Consider the following 18,341-nt stretch of genomic DNA (forward strand, 5'->3'; position numbering starts at 1 on the left):
GCAGGCTCAGCATACGCGCCGCTCCCTGTTGCGCAAAGTCTCCATCGCGCAATCAGAAGTCGTAGTTCAGTTCGATGCCGTAACTGCGCGGGTCGGCCCACTGGTTCACGGTGAACACCGACAGGTTGATCGCCGTGTTCCAGTACTCTTCGTCGGTCAGGTTATTGCCCCAGGCCGCCACGCGCAGCTGGCCGTCACCGATGGGAATCTGGTCCAGCTGCAGCCTGGCGCTCAGCAGGCCATAGGCGTCGACATTGGTGGCCGGGTCATCCACGATGCCAACGTAAAAATCGTCCTTCCAGGCGTAGTCCACCCGCGCCGACAGCTCGCCGAAGGAGAAGGGATCGAAGGTGTACTTGGCCGAGGCAAACACCGTGTTGCGCGGTGAGTAGGAGAAGTAGCGCTCGTCTGACACATCCGTGCCGTCGTCGCCGATGAAGTTGTCGTAGTCGGTATCCAGGAAGGAATAGTTGAGCACCAGGTCCAGATTCCGGGTGGGACGTGCCAGCAGCTCCAGCTCTACCCCCTGCATGGTGGCGTCGCCGGCGTTGACGACAACGATACTGATGGCGTCCTCGCCCAGGCGCCCGGCCTGGAAATCCGAATAGTCGTTGTAGAACGCGGATACGTTGAGCTGTACGCGCTGCTCAAACAGGCGGCTTTTGAGGCCCAGTTCGTAGGTGGTCATGGTCTCCGGATCGAAGGGTGTCTCGAAGGCGAAGTTGGTTGCCGCCACACCGTTGAAGCCGCCGCTCTTGAAGCCGGTGGAGATCTTCGCGTAGCCGTTGACGTCCTCGCTGAAGCGCCAGGCCGCGACGGCCATCGGCGTGACCTCGCTCCAGCTGTCATCGACTTCCAGCGGCATCAACTCACCGGCCGCAGAGAATACCGGGTTGCCCTGGGCGTCGCGCACATAGGCGCCGGCATTGGGGTCGGCCGGGTTGACGTCAAACACGCTGCGATCCACCCACACCGAGTGCACGTCCTTGGTTTCCCGGGTCCAGCGGGCGCCGAAGGTCAGGTCCAGGCGCTGCTCAAAGGCGTCCGGGGTCCAGGTCAGCTGGCCAAAGGCCGCCACCGATTTATCCTCTGCGCCGCGCTCGCTGACATCGAAGCTGTCGCCGCCGAACTGGAAGATCCAGCGCGGGTTGTCGGTGGTCCACTCGTCCTCGTAGTAGAACAGTCCCAGCACATATTCCAGCTGGTCGGTGCTGCCGAGCAGCTGGAATTCCTGGGTGAACTGCTCGAAGTCGTTCTCGATGCGAAAGCGGAACATGTCCTGGCTGGTACCGTCGAAGTCCGACAGGCTGAGGGTGTAGAGGTCGCGGTAACCGGTGATGGATTTCAGGGTCAGGTCACCGAGGGCGGTACCGGGCATGTCGTAGGTCAGCGTCAGGGCGTGGCCGTCAATCTCTACCTCGCTGGTGAGGGCGCTGTCATTGGCGATTTCGTCGGGGCGATCCTCGCTGGTGGCGGCGGCCACCAGGGGGTAGAGGGGCGGAATCACAAAAGCGAAAGCATCGGAGTTGGTGAGCGCCAGCATCGGCGGCCGCTGGTCGGCGTCGAAGGTGTCGTAGCCGTATTCCACCAACAAATTCTCGGTGGGCTGCAGGCGCAAATCGACACGGCCGCCCCACTGGTCGCGGTTGTCGAAATCCGCGCCGGAACTGTCAGTGTTGTCGTAGAAGCCATCCCGCTCGCGGTAGAAGCCCGACACCCGCGCACTGAACTCACCGAGGCCGCTGCCCACCTCACCCACGGCGGGCAGGTCCAGCGCACCGCGCGCTTCCAGCAGGTTTTCGTTGCCGGCGCCCACTTCCAGGTAGCCATCCAGTTCACCGCTCGGCTTGCGGGTGACCAGGTTGATGGCGCCGCCGATGGTGTTCTTGCCGTAGAGGGTGCCCTGGGGGCCGCGCAGCACTTCAATTCGCTCCAGGTCCACCGCGTCAAAAATGGCGCCGGAGGTCTTGGCAATCGGCACCCCGTCCAGGTACATGCCCACTGCGTTGTCGCGGCTCAGGTTGTTGGTGCTGTTCACCGCCCCGCGAATGGCGATGGAGGCGTTCACCGAACCGCCCACGGTGGGAGTCACCAGCAGGCCCGGGGTGTAATCGGAAACACCCTCGATATCCCGCGCGCGCAGTTCGTTCAGGGTCGCGGTGTTGAGGGCAGTCACCGAAATCGGTGTTTCCTGCAGGTTCTCCTCGCGGCGCTGGGCCGTGACGATCACTTCCTCCAGCGCCGCCTGCTGCGCCAGCGCGGGGGCAGCGTAGGCCGGCAGCAGTGCGATTCCGGCGGATAACAGGGACAGGGAACGGGCAATATTATGTGGCTTGTACATAGTCGACTCCTTGATCCCCCGGAGGGGCGGTGTGCGAGTGGGAATCCCTCTGCATGGCGTGAACCTGCTCGGCGCAGCGGCGGTAGTGCGGCAGGCCGAGCCAGAGAATGACGACAATGGTGGGCGCGATAACGGCCGACGCCAGGGCGATGGAGTAGCGCAGGGCGGCGTCATCGGCGAACACAAAATCGGTGAGGGCGGCGATCAGGCTGGCGCCGAATCCGATGCCCAGAATGTTCACCAGGAACAGCATGATGGCCAGCATCTGGGCACGCATTTCATTGGGCGTGATTTCCATCAGGGCGGCGGTGGTCACCCCCACCGATACCTGGCCGAGGAAGGTGGCAAAGGCCATGCACAGCAGGGCCAGCTGGGCATTTGGCATCAGCGGGCCAATCACCAGCGGCAGCGTTTTACACACCGCCGCAATCAGCATCACCCGCATATTGGCGTCGGCATAGCCGCGCCGCATCAGGTAACCGCTGAGCCAGCCACCGCTGAGAATACCCGCGGCGCCACACAGGCCCATCACCAGGCCATAGGAGTAGCCGGCGTCACTGGGGGTCATGCCATAGGTGCGCATCAGGAAAGTCGGGTACCAGATGGCGGTACCGATGGCGAGCATGCCGAGGAAGGACACCGCCATCAGGTGGGCACTGTAGGCCTGCCAGCGCGCGCGCATATAGCCGGTGAGCACCGCTATCGGAATGCGCTCGCCCTCATTCGCGTACAGGCGTTCCTGCCGCCGCGGCTCGCGAAAGGTAAACATCAGGCAGGCGATCAACAGCCCCGGCAGGCCGACAATGATGAAGGCCAGCTGCCAGGTACGGAAGGTGCCCAGCCAGCCCAGTTGCAGCTCGTCCACCCCCGCCAGCAATTCCAGCACCAGGCCGCCGATGATCAGGGCCAGGCCGCCCCCCACCGGGTAGCCCAGATGGTAGACGCTGAAGGCCATGGCGCGGCGCTCGGGTTTGAAGCTGTCGGAAATCAGCGAGGCCGCCGCGGGACTGAGTGCCGCCTCGCCCACCCCCACGCCCATGCGGGCGACAAACAGCTGGCCGAAGGTCTTGGCCATGCCGCACATGGCGGTCATCAGGCACCAGAAGGTGATGCCGATGGCGATAATGCCACGGCGGCTGCGGCGGTCCGCCACCCGCGCCAGCGGTATGCCCACCACCACGAACAGCAGGGAGAAGGCAAAGCCCTGCAGCAGACTCACCTCGAAGTCGGTGAGGCCGAGATCAGCGCGCACCGGGCCCACCAGCAGCGTCAGTATCTGCCGGTCGATGGCGGAAAAGGTATAGGCCAGAAACAATACGGCAACGGTATACCAGGCCGTCGACACCGCCGGGTAGGCGTCGCGCTCGGACATAGGCTCACTTAATTATGTTTATAACAGTGGCCGGCAAAGTACCGTAGGGGCGCTGCGCCAATAAACGGCTGGCGGAGCAATGATTGTTTCCGTTTACGTCACAATGCAGTGACGGCAGGGGAAAACCGCCCTGACCGGGCGGTGTTCATGGCTTCCCGTTTGTCGACCTCAGGCCGCTGCGTGGGCGGCCTGCTTCTCTGCGCGATTGATCGCCCCGAGAATACCGTCCAGGGAGGCCTGGATGATGTCGTGGCTGCGGCCCACGCCGCAGTGGCGCTCGCCGTCGATGTTGAGCTGGATGTAGCACACGGCTTCAGCGTCGGCGCTCTGGCTCAGGGCGTGCTCGGAATATTCCACCAGCACAATCTGCTTGCCGACGAAGCGGCTCATGGCGTCCACGAAGGAGGCCACCACGCCGTTGCCGGAGCCTTTCAGGGTGTGACTGGTGGCCCCCTGCTGCAGCTGGGCCTGCAGCTGGTCGGTATTGTCGGCCCGGTTCACCTGGTAGTCGCCGAGCCGGTACTCGCCGCCCTCTTCCAGGTAGGTCTGCTGGAACAGCTGGAAAATTTCTTCGCCGGAGACTTCTTTTTCACGCTCCTCCGCAAAAGCCTGCACGGTGGCGGAGAAATCGATCTGCAGCCAGCGCGGCAGCTCGAAGCCATAGTCCCGCTGCAACACATAGGCGATGCCGCCCTTGCCGGACTGGGAATTGATGCGGATCACTTCCTGGTAGCTGCGGCCGATATCCGCCGGGTCGATGGGCAGGTAGGCGACCTCCCAGTGCTCCCGCCCCTCCTGCTTCGACAGGCATTTCTTGATCGCGTCCTGGTGGCTGCCGGAGAAGGCGGTAAATACCAGTTCGCCGGCCCAGGGATGGCGCGGGTGCACCGGCAACTGGGTGCACTCCTTCACCGTCTGGATGATTTCGTCCATGTGACCCAGCTGCAACCGCGGGTCGACACCCTGGCTGTAGAGGTTCATGGCCATGGTGACGATGTCCATGTTGCCGGTGCGCTCGCCGTTGCCCATCAGGGTCCCTTCAACGCGGTCGGCGCCGGCCATCACACCCAGCTCCGCCGCGGCCACGGCACAGCCGCGGTCGTTATGGGTGTGCAGGGAGATCAGCAGGCTTTCGCGGCGGGCCACGCGATCACAGAACCACTCAATCTGGTCGGCGTAGACGTTGGGCGTGCTCATCTCCACGGTGGCGGGCAGGTTGATGATGACCGGCTTTTCCGGGGTGGGCTGCCACACGGCGGTCACCGCATCGCAGACCTCAACCGCGAAATCCAGCTCGGTGCCGGTAAAGCTCTCGGGGGAGTATTCGAAGACCCACTCGGTCTCCGGGTATCTGGCGGCGCACTCCTGCACCAGCGTCGCGCCGCGTACGGCGATGTCGATGATGCCCTGGCGGTCGAGGCCGAAGACCTGTTCCCGCTGCACGGTGGAAGTGGAGTTGTACACGTGCACCACGGCGCGGCGGGCGCCCTTCAGGGCTTCGAAGGTTTTTTCAATCAGGTCGGGGCGGGCCTGGGTGAGTACCTGTACGGTGACGTCCTCGGGAATGCGATGGTTGTCGATCAGCTCGCGGACAAAGTTGTAGTCGTGGCTGGAGGCGGAGGGAAAGCCGACTTCGATTTCCTTGAAGCCGACCTTGACCAGCTGGTCCCAGAGTCTGGACTTCTGGCGCGCCGTCATCGGCTCGATCAGGGCCTGGTTGCCGTCCCGCAGGTCCACCGAGCACCACAGGGGCGCTTTCTCGATCTGGCGGTCGGGCCAGCGGCGGGCAGCCATCCTGATGGGCTGGAAGGGTTTGTACTTGCGGTGGTCAAAGTTGCTCATGGCCGTTTCCCTGATCCTGTCGGCGAAGTGTGATGTCGGTCTTTTCAGTTTAGTGTTTTTGCGGTCGATTTTCCGGCTTGCGGGCCATTGCTGCGGACAGCGTGCCTGGGGATGGCTGCTCACCTGATGGGCCCGCCGGGAGCCCGCCCTCGTGAGGCTTCGCGCTGCGGCCGGCGGGGCGGTAACCACGGCGGCGCGGCAACAACAGGTGATGAATCAGCCGTGGACACAGTCTAACGTCGCCGGCGTAGGGAATAACTGCAAATTTTCATATGGATTGGGACACTTGAGCCGAATATCACTACCAATATTTATTCTGGTAGATAAACTCACCACAACGAGCCCGATAGCCAACAGAGAGCCCTAAAATGAGCTTTGACCGCACCGACCGGCGCATCCTCGACATCATGCAGCGCGACGCCCGCATCACCAACCTCGAACTGGCGGAGAAAGTCGGGCTGTCACCCACCCCCTGCGCGCGCCGGGTCAAGCGGCTGGAGGAATCCGGCCTGATTCGCGGCCACGTCACCCTGCTGGACCAGAGCCGCCTGGGTCTCAAGCTCACCGCCTATATCGGTATCACCATGGACCGCCACACCCCGGACCGCTTCGAGGCCTTCGAGCTGGAAGTCAGCGGCTACCCGGAGGTGGTGGAGTGCTCGGTAGTCACTGGCCAGAGCGCAGACTACCTGCTGAAGGCGGTGGTGGCCGACATGCAGTACTACGAGCGCTTCCTGCTGGGCAAGCTCACCCGCATCCCGGGGGTCACCGGTGTGCACTCCAGCTTCGAGCTGCGCCGGGTGTTGCAGCGCACAGCCCTGCCTCTCGAACACCTGGCCGACTGAGTAAGGAAGCACTTACTCCATTTGAATCGCCCGGCCGCCTGCCGGGCGATTCCGCCAGTTTGTCTGGCCGGATCAAACCTTGTCCAGCGGCCACTGCCACCGCAGTATCGGGATCAGTATCTACCGGGCTGCCCGGCAGTCCGTCACCTGTGCACCGTTGAATAAAAACCACTGGATAAGAGCAAGGGGGCAACATGAAGGACGTAGAGGGCAAGGTCGCCATCGTCACCGGCGGCGCCAGCGGCATGGGGCGCATCATCGCCCTGCGGCTGGTGAATCGCGGCGCCAGGGTCGCCATCTTCGATGTCAACGAAGAGGGGCTCAAGACCACCGCCGCCGAGTCGCCCCAGATCACCCCCCTGCGCTGCGATATCGGCGACCTCGCCGATGTGCAAGCGAAGGTCGGCCAGGTGGAGAGCGAACTGGGCCCCGTGGACCTGCTGGTTCACGCCGCCGCCCTGATGCCCGCCCACCAGCTCATCGACCACAGCCACGAGGCCATGGAGCGCCTGTTCCGCATCAACTATTTTGGCACCACCTACATGGTGCGGACGGTGCTGGCGCCGATGCTGGAACGCAAGCGCGGTCGTATCATCGCCTTTGGTTCCATCGCCGGCCATGCCCTGGTTCCGCACATGGGCGCCTACTGCGCCACCAAGAGCGCGGTGAATACCTACCTGGAAGTGCTGCAGAACGAGATCCGCGACAGCGGGGTGAAAGTCCAGCTGGTCTGCCCACCGGCGGTGAACACCCCGCTGATCGACCAGAGCCTGAACACCGACAGCCCCGGCAGCCTGCGCAACGCCAAGCAGAGCGGGCGCCTGTCGGACCCGGAAAAAATTGTCGATGCCATCGACAAGGGCGTGGAAAAAGAGCGCGACATTATCTACCCCGGTGAAGCCCGCTTTCTAATGCTCTGGCACGCCTTCGCCCCACGCCTGTGGTGGAAGACCGTGCTCGGCTTCGAAAAGTAAGCGCGTATTTGTCACAGACGGGGCGGCAGCACCGTGCTAGCATCGCCGCCCGATGTCTTCCACTAACTCACGCTTTATCGCCACTGACTCGCCCTGGCTCCTGGTGCTGCTGGCCGCCATGGTGGCACTCGGCCCACTCAGCGTGGACATGTACCTGCCGGCGATGCCGGTCATGCGCGATGCGCTGGGCACCACCAGCGCCAGCATCCAGCTCACACTCAGCGCCTATCTCGCCGGCTTCGCCGCCTTCCACCTGGTGTGCGGGCCACTCGCGGATCGCTACGGACGCAAACCGGTACTGATCGGCGGCACCCTGATCTTCGTCGCTGCCTGCATCGGCTGCAGCTATTCGCAAACGGTCGAGCAACTGATCGCCTTCCGCCTGTTGCAGGGGCTGGGGGCCTGCGTCGGCCCTACCCTCTCCCGCGCCATCACCCGCGACCTGTTCGGCCCGCGCCGCGCCGCGCGGGCGCTGTCGCTGATCGCCATGCTGATGGCGCTGGCGCCGGCGGTGGCGCCCAGCCTCGGCAGCGTAATGATGCTGGTGTGGCCCTGGCCGAGTATTTTCGTGTTTCTGGCCGTCTACGGCGTGTTGATGATCGTCCTGATCCTGCGCCTGCTGCCGGAGTCACTGCCGCAGCGACAGAGCCTGCATCCCGCCGTCATTGCCCGCAATTTTTTCACCCTGCTGCGCTCGCCGGCCTTTCTCGCCGTGGCCCTCGGCAGCTCGCTGGTCTACGCCGGCATGCTCGGCTATCTCTCGGCCTCCGGCTTCGTCTACATCGAGATGCTGGGCGTTCCCATGAAATACTTCGGGCTGATCTTCCTGACCACCGTGGTGGGCTATTTCATCGGCAGCGCCAGCAGCGCGCGCCTGGCCAGCCTGTTCGATTCCGGCCAGGTGGTGGTACTGGGTGCCGGGCTGGCGGCTCTCGCCTGCCTGATCATGCTGCTGTGCTACAGCCTCTGGCCCGCCAGCATCTACTCGCTGATGCTGCCGATGATGCTCTACACCGCCGCCATGGGCCTGGTGCTCCCCCATGCCATGAACCTCGCCCTGCAGCCCTACCCGCACATGGCGGGCACCGCCTCGGCCCTGCTGGGATTTATCCAGATGGCCATTTCGGCGACCTCCGCGGGCACTATCGGCGCCCTGATGGGCGACTCGCCGGCGCCCATGGTGTGGCTGATGACCGCACTCAGCCTGCTGGCGCTGGCCTTGCTGGCCCCGATGCGCAAAGCGGCGGGGACGGCCTGACCCCCATTGGGCCCTGTGGCATACTGTGGCGCCCACGCATTTGCGGAGTAGTACCGTGCAGCACGCCGCCGACGTCACCCAGCTCATTGGCAACACCCCCCTGCTCTACCTGCGCCAGGTATCAGAGCGCACGGGTTGCACCATTCTCGGGAAAGCGGAGTTTCTCAACCCCGGCGGCTCTGTCAAGGATCGCACCGCCCTCGGCATCATCCGCGCCGCCGAGGCCAGCGGTGAATTGCAGCCCGGTGGGCGCATCGTCGAAGGCACTGCCGGCAATACCGGCATCGGCCTGACCCTGCTGGCCAACGCCCTGGGCTACACCAGTACCGTGGTCATGCCGATGACCCAGAGCAAGGAAAAAATCGACACCCTGGAGCTGCTGGGCGCCGACCTCCACCTAGTTCCGGCCGCCTCCTACGCCGACAGCGGCCACTACATTCATACCGCCGAGCGCCTGGCGAAAGAGTACGCCGCAAAAGAAAGCCGCGGCGCCGTGTGGGCCCGGCAGTTCGACAACCTCGCCAATATGGCCATCCACCGGGACACCACCGGCCAGGAAATCTGGCGCCAGACCGACGGCAAGGTGGACGGATTTATTTGCGCGGTCGGAACCGGCGGCACCCTGGCCGGCGTGTCCCAGGCGCTGAAAGCGCACAACCCGGCAGTGCACATCGGCCTCGCCGATCCCTGCGGCGGGTCCCTCACCGGCTATTTCCGCAGCGGGACGCTGGCAGTCAGCGAGGGCAGCTCGATCACGGAAGGTATCGGCATCAATCACGTCACCGGCAATATCGCCGAAGCGCTCGTAGACCACGCCTGGACCATCAGCGACCAGCAGGCACTGCCCTTCCTCTACGACCTGCTGCAGCACGAGGGCCTTTGCCTGGGCGGCTCCTCCGCCATCAATATCGCCGGCGCGGTCAAGCTGGCGGAAGAACTCGGCCCGGGCCATACCATCGTCACCATCCTCTGCGACTACGGCAACCGCTACCAGAGCAAGCTGTTCAATCCGGTGTTCCTGCAGAACAAGGATTTGCCGGTGCCTGACTGGCTGGCTATTTAGTGGCGCCTCTCCAACTGCCTGGCGGTCACATCGACAGGTAATGACCCACTGGACTCCCGCTTTGCCGGGAGTGACTCAATGTACAAATCAAGGAAGTAAAATGAAACTCGGTATCATCTGCGGCAGTCACCGCCCCAACTCCCAGAGCGGCAAAGTCGCCCGCTATATCGAACGCGCCCTGAAAGACCAGTCCATCTGCGACGACACCTGGCTGCTCGACCTGGCGCACAGCGACCTGCCCTTCTGGGACGAAGGTGTGTGGGACAGCGAGAACCGTGAGTGGCAGGCGCATCTGGACCCGCTGCGCGAACAACTGCACAGCTGCGATGGCTTTATCGTAATTTCACCCGAGTGGCACGGGATGGTGCCGTCCAAACTCAAGAACTTCTTCCTGATGTGGACCGCCGGCGAGGAAATCTCCCACAAGCCAGCCCTGATCGTAACCACCTCGGTGGCCGACGGCGGCTCATTCCCCATCGCCGAACTGCGCACCAGCAGTTACAAAAACAGCCGTATCTGCTACCTGCCGGAGCACCTGATCATTCGCTATGTGGATACAGTGTTTAACGACAATCCGGAAGACAACAAGGCCAGTGCGCAGGAATACTTCGAAGCGCGGCTGACTTACTGTCTGGAGCTATTGCGGGAATATGCACTGGCGTTCCGGGGGATTCGGGCGAGCGGGAAAGCCTCACTGCAAACCTATAGCAGCGGCATGTAGACAAAAAAGGGCAGCCCCCTCACAGGGGCCGCCCTTTCAGGGAAGTGCCTGCCGTCTTACTCGGCAGCGCCGCCGGCAGCGCGCTCCTTCTCAATCAGGAAGTCGGCAATCTTCAGCATGTCCGCCTGACTACCTGCCTTGCGGGTGCTGATACGGTACTTGCCGGCCACCATCATCTCCGGGGTGCCGGTGATCTTGGCGGCGCGGGCGCGGCTGTTGGCCTGGCGCACCTGGCTGTTGACCCCGAAGGAGCCATAGGCCTTGTCGAAGTCCTCGCCGGACACGCCGTTGGCGGTGAACAGCTCCTTGATCTCTTTATCCGACTGCAGGCGCTTGCGATCCACATTCATCGCCTGGAACAGCACCGGGTGCATGGTATCGAGAACGCCGAGTACCTCGGCGGTATAGTAGGCCTTGGCATGCAGTTCCATGGGCTTGTTCCAGACCGCCGGTGACCCGACAAAGGCAACATCCTCGCCCAGTCCTTTCTTCCACTGGCCGATCAGCGGTTCGAAGTTGTAACAATGGCCGCAGCCGTACCAGAAAAATTCCACCACCTCGACCTTGTCACCGCTTTCGGTGCGGATCGGGGGGCTGATCAGGTCGTAGTGTTCGCCTTCTTTGTAATCGTCGGCCTGCGCTGCGAAGGGGGCCAGGGCCACCATTGCAAAGGCCAGTACCAGGTGCTTCAGCATGTTGTTCTCCTGTGAGTGCTCCAGCGTGAGACCGCTAACCAGCGGAAATGTTCAGTGATGGGCAGGGCGGCGGCCCTCTTACAGAAAAAAGGTGGCCGAAAGGCCACCTTCCTGAATCCGCGAACCCACTCTGTACCTATTTCAGGCCGGCCGCGTAACTGGAAACCGCCTGGATTTCCTTGTCGCTGAGGCCAAAAGCGGTGCTGCGCATGATGCGGGTATCGCCATCGTTGGTACGGCCGGTTTCATCCTCGTAGCCCTTGCGATACATCTCCAGCTGGGTGGCGATGTACTCGGCGTGCTGTCCGGCCAGCGAGGGAAAACCGGCGGGCGCATTGCCCTTGCCGTTGGGCGAGTGGCAGGCCATGCAGGCGGGCACACCGCGCTCGGCAACGCCCGCACGATAGACCTTTTCGCCCAGCTCGAGCAGGGCCGGGTCAGTCTGGCTGCCACTGCGCGACTGGGCGGCATAGAACGCCGCGATATCAGCCAGCTCCTGGTCACTTTTGCCATCCAGCTGGCCGGCCATGGTGGGTACCGGGCGGGCGCCGTCGCGGATATCCTGCAATTGCTTGAACAGGTAACGCTCGTTCTGGCCCGCCAGCTTGGGGAAGGTGGGCGCCGGGCTGTTGCCGTCGGCGCCGTGACATGCGGCACAGACCGCCACCATACCTTTGCCCGCATCGGCATCGCCCGTTGGCGCCGCGGCGGAAGCCCCCTGGCTCAAACCGATTAGCAGGCCGAAAATTGCTACAGATCTTTTCATTTTTCTTCCAAGCGTAAACTTTCGGTGGTCGCCGGCCTACTTGGCCGGTGTGGACATGAACTCGATCAGGGCCTTGTAGTCCTCATCGCTACAATCAAAGCACATGCCCTTCGGCGGCATTGCATTGAGGCCGTTGTGAACCGACTTCATCAAGGTCTCTTCGCCCTTGGCCAGATGCGGCTTCCAGGCCTCCACGTCATGTGTCTTGGGAGCGCCGGCAGTGCCAGCAGCATGACAGATAGCGCAGCTCTTGTTGTATTTGTCCATGGGAACCTCTGCCAGGGCAGTGGCAGAGAGGGTCGCCGTGAACAGCACGGCGGCGGCAGCAGTCAGTGTTTTCATTAACCCACCTCGAAAACTCGAATGGTTTGGTATTTCCCCGCACCATATTAAAAAATTAGCCGGGGAACCGGCATAAAAAGCTGTGGCATTATATACGACTTATCCACCGCAGAAAAAGGCAACCCTGGCCCATGTCCGAGGCACCCGATACCCCCGCAGCCCCCCCCAGGCCGGACTACCGCAAGGCAGAGTTCCTGACCAGCGCCGGCAAGTTCTCCCAGTGCCCGGAAGACAGCGGCTGGGAAGCGGCTTTCGCGGGCCGCTCCAACGCCGGCAAGTCCAGCGCCATCAACAGTCTGACGGGCAATACCAAACTGGCGCGAACCTCCAAGACCCCAGGCCGCACCCAGCTGATCAATTTCTTCTCCCTCAGCCCCGAGCAGCGCCTGGTGGACCTGCCCGGCTACGGCTTTGCCAAGGTGCCGCAGAAGGTCAAGCTGGAATGGACCAAACAGCTCGAGGCCTACCTCGCCCAGCGCCAGAGCCTGCGCGGCCTGGTGCTGCTAATGGACGTGCGTCACCCCCTGCAGCCCTTCGACCAGCAGATGCTGGGCTGGGCCCTGGCCGCCCAGATGCCGGTGCACATCCTGCTCACCAAGGCGGACAAGCTGAAGAAGGGCCCTGCCGGCAATACGCTGCTGCAGGTAAAGAAGGAGCTGAAGGAACACGGGGACCTGGTGAGTGTGCAGCTGTTTTCGGCGCTGAAACACACCGGGCACAAGGAGCTGATCCGGGTACTGGACGGGTGGCTGACGGATGGGTCGGTGTACGAGGAGGAAGTGATCGAGTCGGTGTGAAGGTCGGGAATTTTGATGCTTATTATTGTGTATTGAAGCCGCGCGCACGCCACCCGAGATAGCGGGTGGACACTACTATACATAAAAAAAGCCCGGTGCCTGTAGGGGGGTAGGTCACCGGGCCAGCTTGGGTCTCTGGGGAAGAGACATTGCTCTGGTGGCGGCCCATGGAGAGTGACCGCCGGAGCGTGTAGCAGCAAGCTACGAATAATCAGACTGGTCGGGCCTGTGATAGTTCCGGCCCGGTGCAAAAATTTCGGAAATTTTTTCCCTCAGTGGGCCTCATCCCAGTTTGCGCCCACCCCCGCCTCCACCAGCAGCGGCACCGCCAGGCTGGCGGCGCCGGACATCAGCTCGCAAATCCGTGCGCTGATAGCCTCCACCTGCTCTGTTGCCACCTCCAGCACCAGTTCATCGTGCACCTGCATGATCAGGCGGGCGTCGGCGCCCTCCTCCCGCAGCCAGGCGTCCACCGCCAGCATGGCCTTCTTGATGATGTCAGCGGCGCTGCCCTGCATCGGGGCGTTGATCGCTGTGCGCTCGGCGGCCTGCACCCGCATCTTGTTGCGGGCGTTGATCTCCGGCAGGTAGAGACGGCGCCCGAACAGGGTTTCCACATAGCCCTTTTCATGGGCCTGCTCGCGGGTGCGGTCCATATAGTCCTGCACCCCGGGGTAGCGCTCGAAGTAGCGGTCGATGTATTCCTGGGCTTCGTTGCGGCCCAGGTGCAGCTGGCGACCCAGGCCAAAGGCGGACATGCCATAGATCAGGCCGAAATTGATCGCCTTGGCCTTGCGTCGCTGCTCGGCGGTCACCGCGGCCAGTTCCATGCCGAAAACCTCCGCGGCCGTGGCCCTGTGCACGTCCAGTCCGTCGCGGAAGGCGCCCAGCAGCCCCTCGTCGCCGGACAGGTGGGCCATGATGCGCAGCTCGATCTGGGAGTAATCCGCCGCCACGATACGGTAGCCCTCGGGGGCGACAAAAGCCTGGCGCACGCGCCGCCCCTCCTCCGTGCGGATCGGAATGTTCTGCAGGTTCGGATCCGACGAGGACAGGCGGCCGGTGGCCGCCACCGCCTGGTGGTAGGAGGTGTGTACGCGACCGGTCCCGGGATTGATCATCTCCGGCAGTTTGTCGGTGTAGGTGGATTTGAGCTTGCTCAGGCTGCGGTACTCCAGCAATACCTTGGGCAGGGGGTAATCCAGGGCCAGCTCCACCAGCACTTCCTCGGCGGTGGAGGGCGCACCCTTGGGGGTTTTGCGAATTACCGGCAGTTCCAGCTTCTCGAACAGGATCTCGCCCAGCTGCTTGGGCGAGCCGAGGTTGAAGGGCTGGCCGGCGAGGTCGTGGGCCTCCTGCTCCAGTTCCTGCAGGCGCTTGCCCAGCTCACCGCTCTGCTGCTGCAGGAGTTTCCGCGACAGCATCGCCCCCTGCCGCTCGATGCGCGACAACACCGGCACCAGCGGCATTTCGATATCGTGGAAAACACGCGCCAGCTCCCCTTCCGCCTCCAGCCGCGGCCACAGGCACTGGTGCAGCCGCAGGGTGATATCGGCGTCTTCCGCGGCATAGGGGCCGGCCTGTTCCAGCGGAATCTGGTTGAAGGTCAGCTGTTTGGCGCCCTTGCCGGCAATGTCTTCGAAATGAATGGTTTTGTGGCCCAGGTACTTGAGCGCCAGGCTGTCCATATCGTGGCGGGTGGCCACCGAGTCCAGCACATAGGATTCCAGCATGGTGTCGAAGCGGATGCCGCGCAGGGTGATGCCATGGTTGGCCAGCACACTGGCGTCGTACTTGAGGTTCTGACCCACCTTGGCGCGGTTTTCATCCTCCAGCAGGGGCCGCATCTGTTCAAGTACAGCAATCCGGTCAAGCTGGTCCGGCGCACCGGGGTAGTCGTGGGCCAGCGGCACGTAGGCCGCCTCCCCCGCCGCCACAGCAAAGGACAGACCGACAATTTCCGCCTCCATGTAGTTGAGGCTGGTGGTCTCGGTATCGAAGGCAAACAGTTCGGCCTGTGACAGTCGCGCCAGCCACTCGTCCAGTTCTGATTGCGCGGTAATGGTGACGTAGCGGGTTTCCATCGCCTCGCTCTGGACGACCTCCCCCTCCCCCAGCAATTCGTCCAGCCAGGCCTTGAACTCCAGCCTTGTATACCACTCGAGCAGTACCTCCCTGTCGGGCTCGCCGTTGGCGAGATCCCCTGGCGCTTCCTCCAGTTCGACATCCGTCTTGATGGTCGCCAGCTCGTAGGACAGGAAGGCCTTGTCGCGCTCGGCCTCCAGTTTGGCGGCCATCGACTTGGCACCGCGAAAACTCAAACCGGCAATTTTGTCGAGGTTGGCGTACAGCGCCTCGAGCCCGCCAATGCCCTGCAGCAGCGCCAGGGCCGTTTTCTCCCCCACGCCGGGAACACCGGGGATATTGTCAACTTTGTCGCCCATCAGGGCGAGAAAATCGATGATCAGCTCGGGGGAGATGCCAAACTTCTGCTCCACGCCAACCCTGTCCATCACCGTGTCGGTCATAGTATTCACCAGGGTGGTGTTGTCATCCACCAACTGGGCCATGTCCTTGTCGCCGGTGGAAATAATCACCGCCCTGCCCTGTGCGCTGGCCTGCCGCGCCAGTGTCCCTATCACGTCGTCGGCCTCTACCCCGTCTACGCACAGCAGCGGCAGGCCCAGCGCCCGCACCAGGGCGTGAATCGGCTCTACCTGTTCGCGCAGCTCATCCGGCATGGGTGGACGCTGCGCCTTGTACTCGGCAAACAGCTCATCGCGGAAGGTTTTGCCCTTGGCGTCGAATACCACCGCCACCGGACTCTCCGGGTAATCCTTCATCAGGCGCTTGATCATGCTGATCACGCCCTTCACGGCACCGGTGGATTCCCCTTTGGAATTGGTCAGGGGAGGCAGGGCGTGAAAGGCGCGGTAAAGGTAGGAGGATCCGTCCACCAGGACGAGGGGCGCAGATTGGGAGGCGGGCATAGGCATTCTCGGGTCGCAGTGTATCCAGGCTCGCGTGGCCGCTGTCATCGACAGCGGGGGCGCGGCTGACCAAGCGGGCATTAAAGCCCAAGCCATCGCGGAATGCCACGTCGATAGCGCTCCGTCAGCGAGCCCCGCAATGGCTGCAATCAGCTGTTACTTCTCCCAAATCTCCATCAAAAACATGAATATTTTGTTAACTAAAATGGAACCAATCACTATAAAGATGCAATTATTCTTATTAAACAATGGGTTACGTCGCATACGTGAATTTGCACAAAGTTAACCGCCCCCCTTGAAACGTCACGAAATAAGGCCACAATACACACCCAAGTAACAAAAGTGTTACCCAACACGGAAATAGGTAACACCTACAGAGGATGACATCATGAAAGTACGTTCTGTTTTAGCTCTTTTAGTCTTTGCAGTGGCCCCGATTGCCAATGCCCAGTCCGTCGACCAGGTACTGGTGCGCGCGGCGCAGGCAGCCAAGGTAGAAATGGCAGAAGAAGCCGCACAGGAAGCTCCCGCCGGTGACCAAGATATCGCCAAGTTGGAGACCAAAGTGGAACTGGTTGCGGCGGATCTCGATCAGGTGCTGGATCAGCGCTTTGATCGCGGCGGCGACATCCCGCGCCCGTCCGAAGCCATGCTGGTGAGCAACTAAGCCACGCGTCGCACTGGCGCGCCAGAGCGGCGCGCCGTCGTCACCCTGCCGCTCAGTGGTCCCAGAGATAGCGGGCGGAGCGGTAGGTGACCTTCATCTTCGCCAGATCCAGCGGCGCCTTGAAGAAACCGTGGTAGTCACCACGGGGATTGACCAGCACCACATTGGCGCTGTGATCCACCTGGTAGTTCTCTCCCTGCCCGGGCACCTTGCGAAAGGGGGTGTTCAGGGCAGTGGCGAAGCGGTGTAGATCGAGAAACTCACCGGTTACCCCGACAAAATCCGGGTTGAAGTAAGGCACGTAGCGGGCGAGTTGCTCGGGCGTGTCCCGCGCCGGATCCACTGACACCATCACCACCCGCGTATCCGCCGCCTCGGTACCCTGCAGTTCGGCAACGAAGTCGTTGAGGAAGCTCATGGTGGTAGGGCAGATATCCGGGCAGTAGGTAAAACCGAAGAACACCAGCGTCCAGTGACCCTCCAGGCTGGCAGGCGTGAACGGCTCCCCGGACTGATCCACCAGTGCAAACTCACCGATATCCCGCGGCGTTTCGAACATGTAGGCGCCGTTCGCCTTCATTTCTGCATCGTTCATGATGCGCGGCAGGCCGATGCGGTGCACGAAGCCGGCCACGACTACCACCATGAACAGCACCACGGCGGCCACCGTCCACACAATACCGCGTCGCTGGCGGCGCTTTTCATCAGTCATGGAACACTCTCATCGGCTCGCCCATCGCTTCGGCGCTCACAGGGTCGCTACCGGGAACAGGTAGTGGTCGACCAGCATCACCACGAACAGGGCCATCAGGTAGATAATCGAGTACTTGAAGGTTTCCATTGGCGCCTTCGGGTTGCGGTCACGCAGCAACTCGATGGCCCAGTAGAGGAAGCCGCCACCCAGCACCACTGCCCCCAGCAGGTACAGCGGCCCGCTCATGCGGGTGACAAAGGGGAGGAGGGTGATGGCAAACATCATCAGGGTGTAGAGCAGGATGTGCACCTTGGTGAACTTCACCCCGTGGGTCACCGGCAGCATGGGGATGTCCACTGCGGCGTACTCCTCGCGGCGGTGAATCGCCAGGGCCCAGAAGTGGGGCGGCGTCCAGGCAAAGATGATCAGTACCAGCAGCAGGGCGTGGCCGTGAATCTCTCCGGTCACCGCGGTCCAGCCCAGCAGGGGAGGAGCGGCCCCCGCGAGGCCGCCGATCACGATGTTCTGGGGCGTGGCCCGCTTCAGGAACATGGTGTAGACAAAGGCGTAACCCACCAGCGAGGCCAGGGTCAGCCAGGCGGTGAGGGCATTGATCCAGATCATCAGGATCGCCATGCCGCTCACACCGAGCAGGCTGGCGAACACAATGGCGCCGCGGGTGCTGACCCGCCCCCTGGCGACCGGTCGATTGCGAGTGCGGGCCATGCGCTGGTCCACCTGCTGGTCCACCAGGTGGTTGACCGCAGCCGCAGCGCCGGCGCAAAGCGCGATGCCCAGGTTGCCCAGAATGAGCACATGCCAGGGCACCATGCCGGGCACGGCCATGAACATGCCGATGGCAGAGGTGAGAATCATCAGCAGGACGACATTGGGCTTGGTCAGCTCCTTGTAGTCCCGCCAGTTGGCTTTCTGGCTCGCGATTGCGCTGCTTTCAGACATTATGGGTAACAGTT

Annotated in this window: 16 protein-coding genes; 7 read left to right on the forward strand and 9 right to left on the reverse strand. The window is 62.7% G+C overall.

Translation table 11 applies throughout. The features are described from left to right. Window positions 1-52: 52 nt before the first annotated feature. The 3 genes from FVW59_RS07675 to leuA all read right to left on the reverse strand — a co-directional run bounded on the left by FVW59_RS07675 (window position 53) and on the right by leuA (window position 5,555). Complete coding sequence (locus FVW59_RS07675) at window positions 53-2,341, reverse strand: TonB-dependent receptor (protein ID WP_187275815.1); 2,289 nt, start codon at window positions 2,339-2,341, stop codon at window positions 53-55. Beyond that, a complete protein-coding gene (locus FVW59_RS07680) occupies window positions 2,325-3,713 on the reverse strand; it encodes a spinster family MFS transporter (RefSeq protein ID WP_148063674.1) in 1,389 nt (462 codons plus the stop codon). The genes FVW59_RS07675 and FVW59_RS07680 overlap by 17 nt, the downstream gene beginning before the upstream one ends. Window positions 3,714-3,881: 168 nt before the next feature. Beyond that, complete coding sequence (leuA, locus tag FVW59_RS07685) at window positions 3,882-5,555, reverse strand: 2-isopropylmalate synthase (protein ID WP_148063675.1); 1,674 nt, start codon at window positions 5,553-5,555, stop codon at window positions 3,882-3,884. Between the two features lie 368 nt (window positions 5,556-5,923). Here leuA and FVW59_RS07690 point away from each other — a divergent pair, with 368 nt between their 5' ends. The 5 genes from FVW59_RS07690 (at window position 5,924) to FVW59_RS07710 (ending at window position 10,416) form a co-directional block, all read left to right on the forward strand. Beyond that, entirely contained in the window at window positions 5,924-6,400 is a 477-nt protein-coding gene (locus FVW59_RS07690; RefSeq protein ID WP_148063676.1) for an Lrp/AsnC family transcriptional regulator, read from the forward strand. Between the two features lie 194 nt (window positions 6,401-6,594). Next, window positions 6,595-7,374 (forward strand): SDR family NAD(P)-dependent oxidoreductase, encoded by a 780-nt coding sequence (locus tag FVW59_RS07695; RefSeq protein WP_148063677.1) that lies wholly within the window; start codon window positions 6,595-6,597, stop codon window positions 7,372-7,374. Between the two features lie 52 nt (window positions 7,375-7,426). Continuing rightward, on the forward strand, window positions 7,427-8,632 hold the full coding sequence (locus FVW59_RS07700; protein ID WP_148063678.1) for a multidrug effflux MFS transporter: 1,206 nt from the start codon (window positions 7,427-7,429) through the stop codon (window positions 8,630-8,632). A 55-nt stretch (window positions 8,633-8,687) separates the two neighbouring features. Further along, window positions 8,688-9,695 (forward strand): cysteine synthase A, encoded by a 1,008-nt coding sequence (locus FVW59_RS07705; RefSeq protein ID WP_148063679.1) that lies wholly within the window; start codon window positions 8,688-8,690, stop codon window positions 9,693-9,695. Window positions 9,696-9,795: 100 nt separating this feature from the next. Beyond that, a complete protein-coding gene (locus tag FVW59_RS07710; RefSeq protein ID WP_148063680.1) occupies window positions 9,796-10,416 on the forward strand; it encodes an NADPH-dependent FMN reductase in 621 nt (206 codons plus the stop codon). A 56-nt stretch (window positions 10,417-10,472) separates the two neighbouring features. Here the strand turns inward: FVW59_RS07710 and FVW59_RS07715 are convergent, their stop codons facing one another. From FVW59_RS07715 to FVW59_RS07725, 3 genes are all read right to left on the reverse strand, one after another. Continuing rightward, window positions 10,473-11,111: a thiol:disulfide interchange protein DsbA/DsbL gene (locus FVW59_RS07715; protein ID WP_148063681.1), complete on the reverse strand. Its 639-nt coding sequence runs from the start codon at window positions 11,109-11,111 to the stop codon at window positions 10,473-10,475. A 136-nt stretch (window positions 11,112-11,247) separates the two neighbouring features. Continuing rightward, a complete protein-coding gene (locus FVW59_RS07720; protein WP_148063682.1) occupies window positions 11,248-11,877 on the reverse strand; it encodes a c-type cytochrome in 630 nt (209 codons plus the stop codon). 36 nt (window positions 11,878-11,913) lie between these two features. After that, entirely contained in the window at window positions 11,914-12,219 is a 306-nt protein-coding gene (locus FVW59_RS07725; protein WP_148063683.1) for a c-type cytochrome, read from the reverse strand. Window positions 12,220-12,350: 131 nt separating this feature from the next. On the opposite strand from FVW59_RS07725, the gene yihA reads away from it, so the two are divergent. After that, window positions 12,351-13,016, forward strand: coding sequence for a ribosome biogenesis GTP-binding protein YihA/YsxC (gene yihA, locus FVW59_RS07730; RefSeq protein WP_148063684.1), 666 nt, complete (start codon window positions 12,351-12,353; stop codon window positions 13,014-13,016). Window positions 13,017-13,288: 272 nt separating this feature from the next. On the opposite strand, the gene polA is transcribed toward yihA, so the two are convergent. Next, window positions 13,289-16,006 (reverse strand): DNA polymerase I, encoded by a 2,718-nt coding sequence (gene polA, locus FVW59_RS07735; protein ID WP_148063685.1) that lies wholly within the window; start codon window positions 16,004-16,006, stop codon window positions 13,289-13,291. A gap of 388 nt (window positions 16,007-16,394) precedes the next feature. On the opposite strand from polA, the gene FVW59_RS07740 reads away from it, so the two are divergent. Continuing rightward, window positions 16,395-16,673, forward strand: a complete 279-nt coding sequence (locus FVW59_RS07740; protein ID WP_148063686.1) for a hypothetical protein — start codon at window positions 16,395-16,397, stop codon at window positions 16,671-16,673. Window positions 16,674-16,725: 52 nt separating this feature from the next. Here the strand turns inward: FVW59_RS07740 and FVW59_RS07745 are convergent, their stop codons facing one another. Both FVW59_RS07745 and cyoE read right to left on the reverse strand, forming a co-directional pair. Continuing rightward, window positions 16,726-17,385 (reverse strand): SCO family protein, encoded by a 660-nt coding sequence (locus FVW59_RS07745; protein WP_148063687.1) that lies wholly within the window; start codon window positions 17,383-17,385, stop codon window positions 16,726-16,728. Window positions 17,386-17,421: 36 nt separating this feature from the next. Beyond that, window positions 17,422-18,327, reverse strand: coding sequence for a heme o synthase (cyoE, locus tag FVW59_RS07750; protein WP_148063688.1), 906 nt, complete (start codon window positions 18,325-18,327; stop codon window positions 17,422-17,424). Window positions 18,328-18,341 lie beyond the last annotated feature (14 nt).

The sequence above is a fragment of the Parahaliea aestuarii genome, assembly GCF_008064635.1.
Classification (GTDB): domain Bacteria; phylum Pseudomonadota; class Gammaproteobacteria; order Pseudomonadales; family Halieaceae; genus Parahaliea; species Parahaliea aestuarii.

What these genes read in the sequence shown, in the direction of transcription:
- FVW59_RS07675 (WP_187275815.1), bottom strand. Translation starts at nt 2,341, where the DNA reads ATGTACAAGCCACATAATATTGCCCGTTCCCTGTCCCTGTTATCCGCC.
- FVW59_RS07680 (WP_148063674.1), bottom strand. Translation starts at nt 3,713, where the DNA reads ATGTCCGAGCGCGACGCCTACCCGGCGGTGTCGACGGCCTGGTATACC.
- leuA (WP_148063675.1), bottom strand. Translation starts at nt 5,555, where the DNA reads ATGAGCAACTTTGACCACCGCAAGTACAAACCCTTCCAGCCCATCAGG.
- FVW59_RS07690 (WP_148063676.1), top strand. Translation starts at nt 5,924, where the DNA reads ATGAGCTTTGACCGCACCGACCGGCGCATCCTCGACATCATGCAGCGC.
- FVW59_RS07695 (WP_148063677.1), top strand. Translation starts at nt 6,595, where the DNA reads ATGAAGGACGTAGAGGGCAAGGTCGCCATCGTCACCGGCGGCGCCAGC.
- FVW59_RS07700 (WP_148063678.1), top strand. Translation starts at nt 7,427, where the DNA reads ATGTCTTCCACTAACTCACGCTTTATCGCCACTGACTCGCCCTGGCTC.
- FVW59_RS07710 (WP_148063680.1), top strand. Translation starts at nt 9,796, where the DNA reads ATGAAACTCGGTATCATCTGCGGCAGTCACCGCCCCAACTCCCAGAGC.
- FVW59_RS07715 (WP_148063681.1), bottom strand. Translation starts at nt 11,111, where the DNA reads ATGCTGAAGCACCTGGTACTGGCCTTTGCAATGGTGGCCCTGGCCCCC.
- FVW59_RS07720 (WP_148063682.1), bottom strand. Translation starts at nt 11,877, where the DNA reads ATGAAAAGATCTGTAGCAATTTTCGGCCTGCTAATCGGTTTGAGCCAG.
- FVW59_RS07725 (WP_148063683.1), bottom strand. Translation starts at nt 12,219, where the DNA reads ATGAAAACACTGACTGCTGCCGCCGCCGTGCTGTTCACGGCGACCCTC.
- yihA (WP_148063684.1), top strand. Translation starts at nt 12,351, where the DNA reads ATGTCCGAGGCACCCGATACCCCCGCAGCCCCCCCCAGGCCGGACTAC.
- polA (WP_148063685.1), bottom strand. Translation starts at nt 16,006, where the DNA reads ATGCCCGCCTCCCAATCTGCGCCCCTCGTCCTGGTGGACGGATCCTCC.
- FVW59_RS07740 (WP_148063686.1), top strand. Translation starts at nt 16,395, where the DNA reads ATGAAAGTACGTTCTGTTTTAGCTCTTTTAGTCTTTGCAGTGGCCCCG.
- FVW59_RS07745 (WP_148063687.1), bottom strand. Translation starts at nt 17,385, where the DNA reads ATGACTGATGAAAAGCGCCGCCAGCGACGCGGTATTGTGTGGACGGTG.
- cyoE (WP_148063688.1), bottom strand. Translation starts at nt 18,327, where the DNA reads ATGTCTGAAAGCAGCGCAATCGCGAGCCAGAAAGCCAACTGGCGGGAC.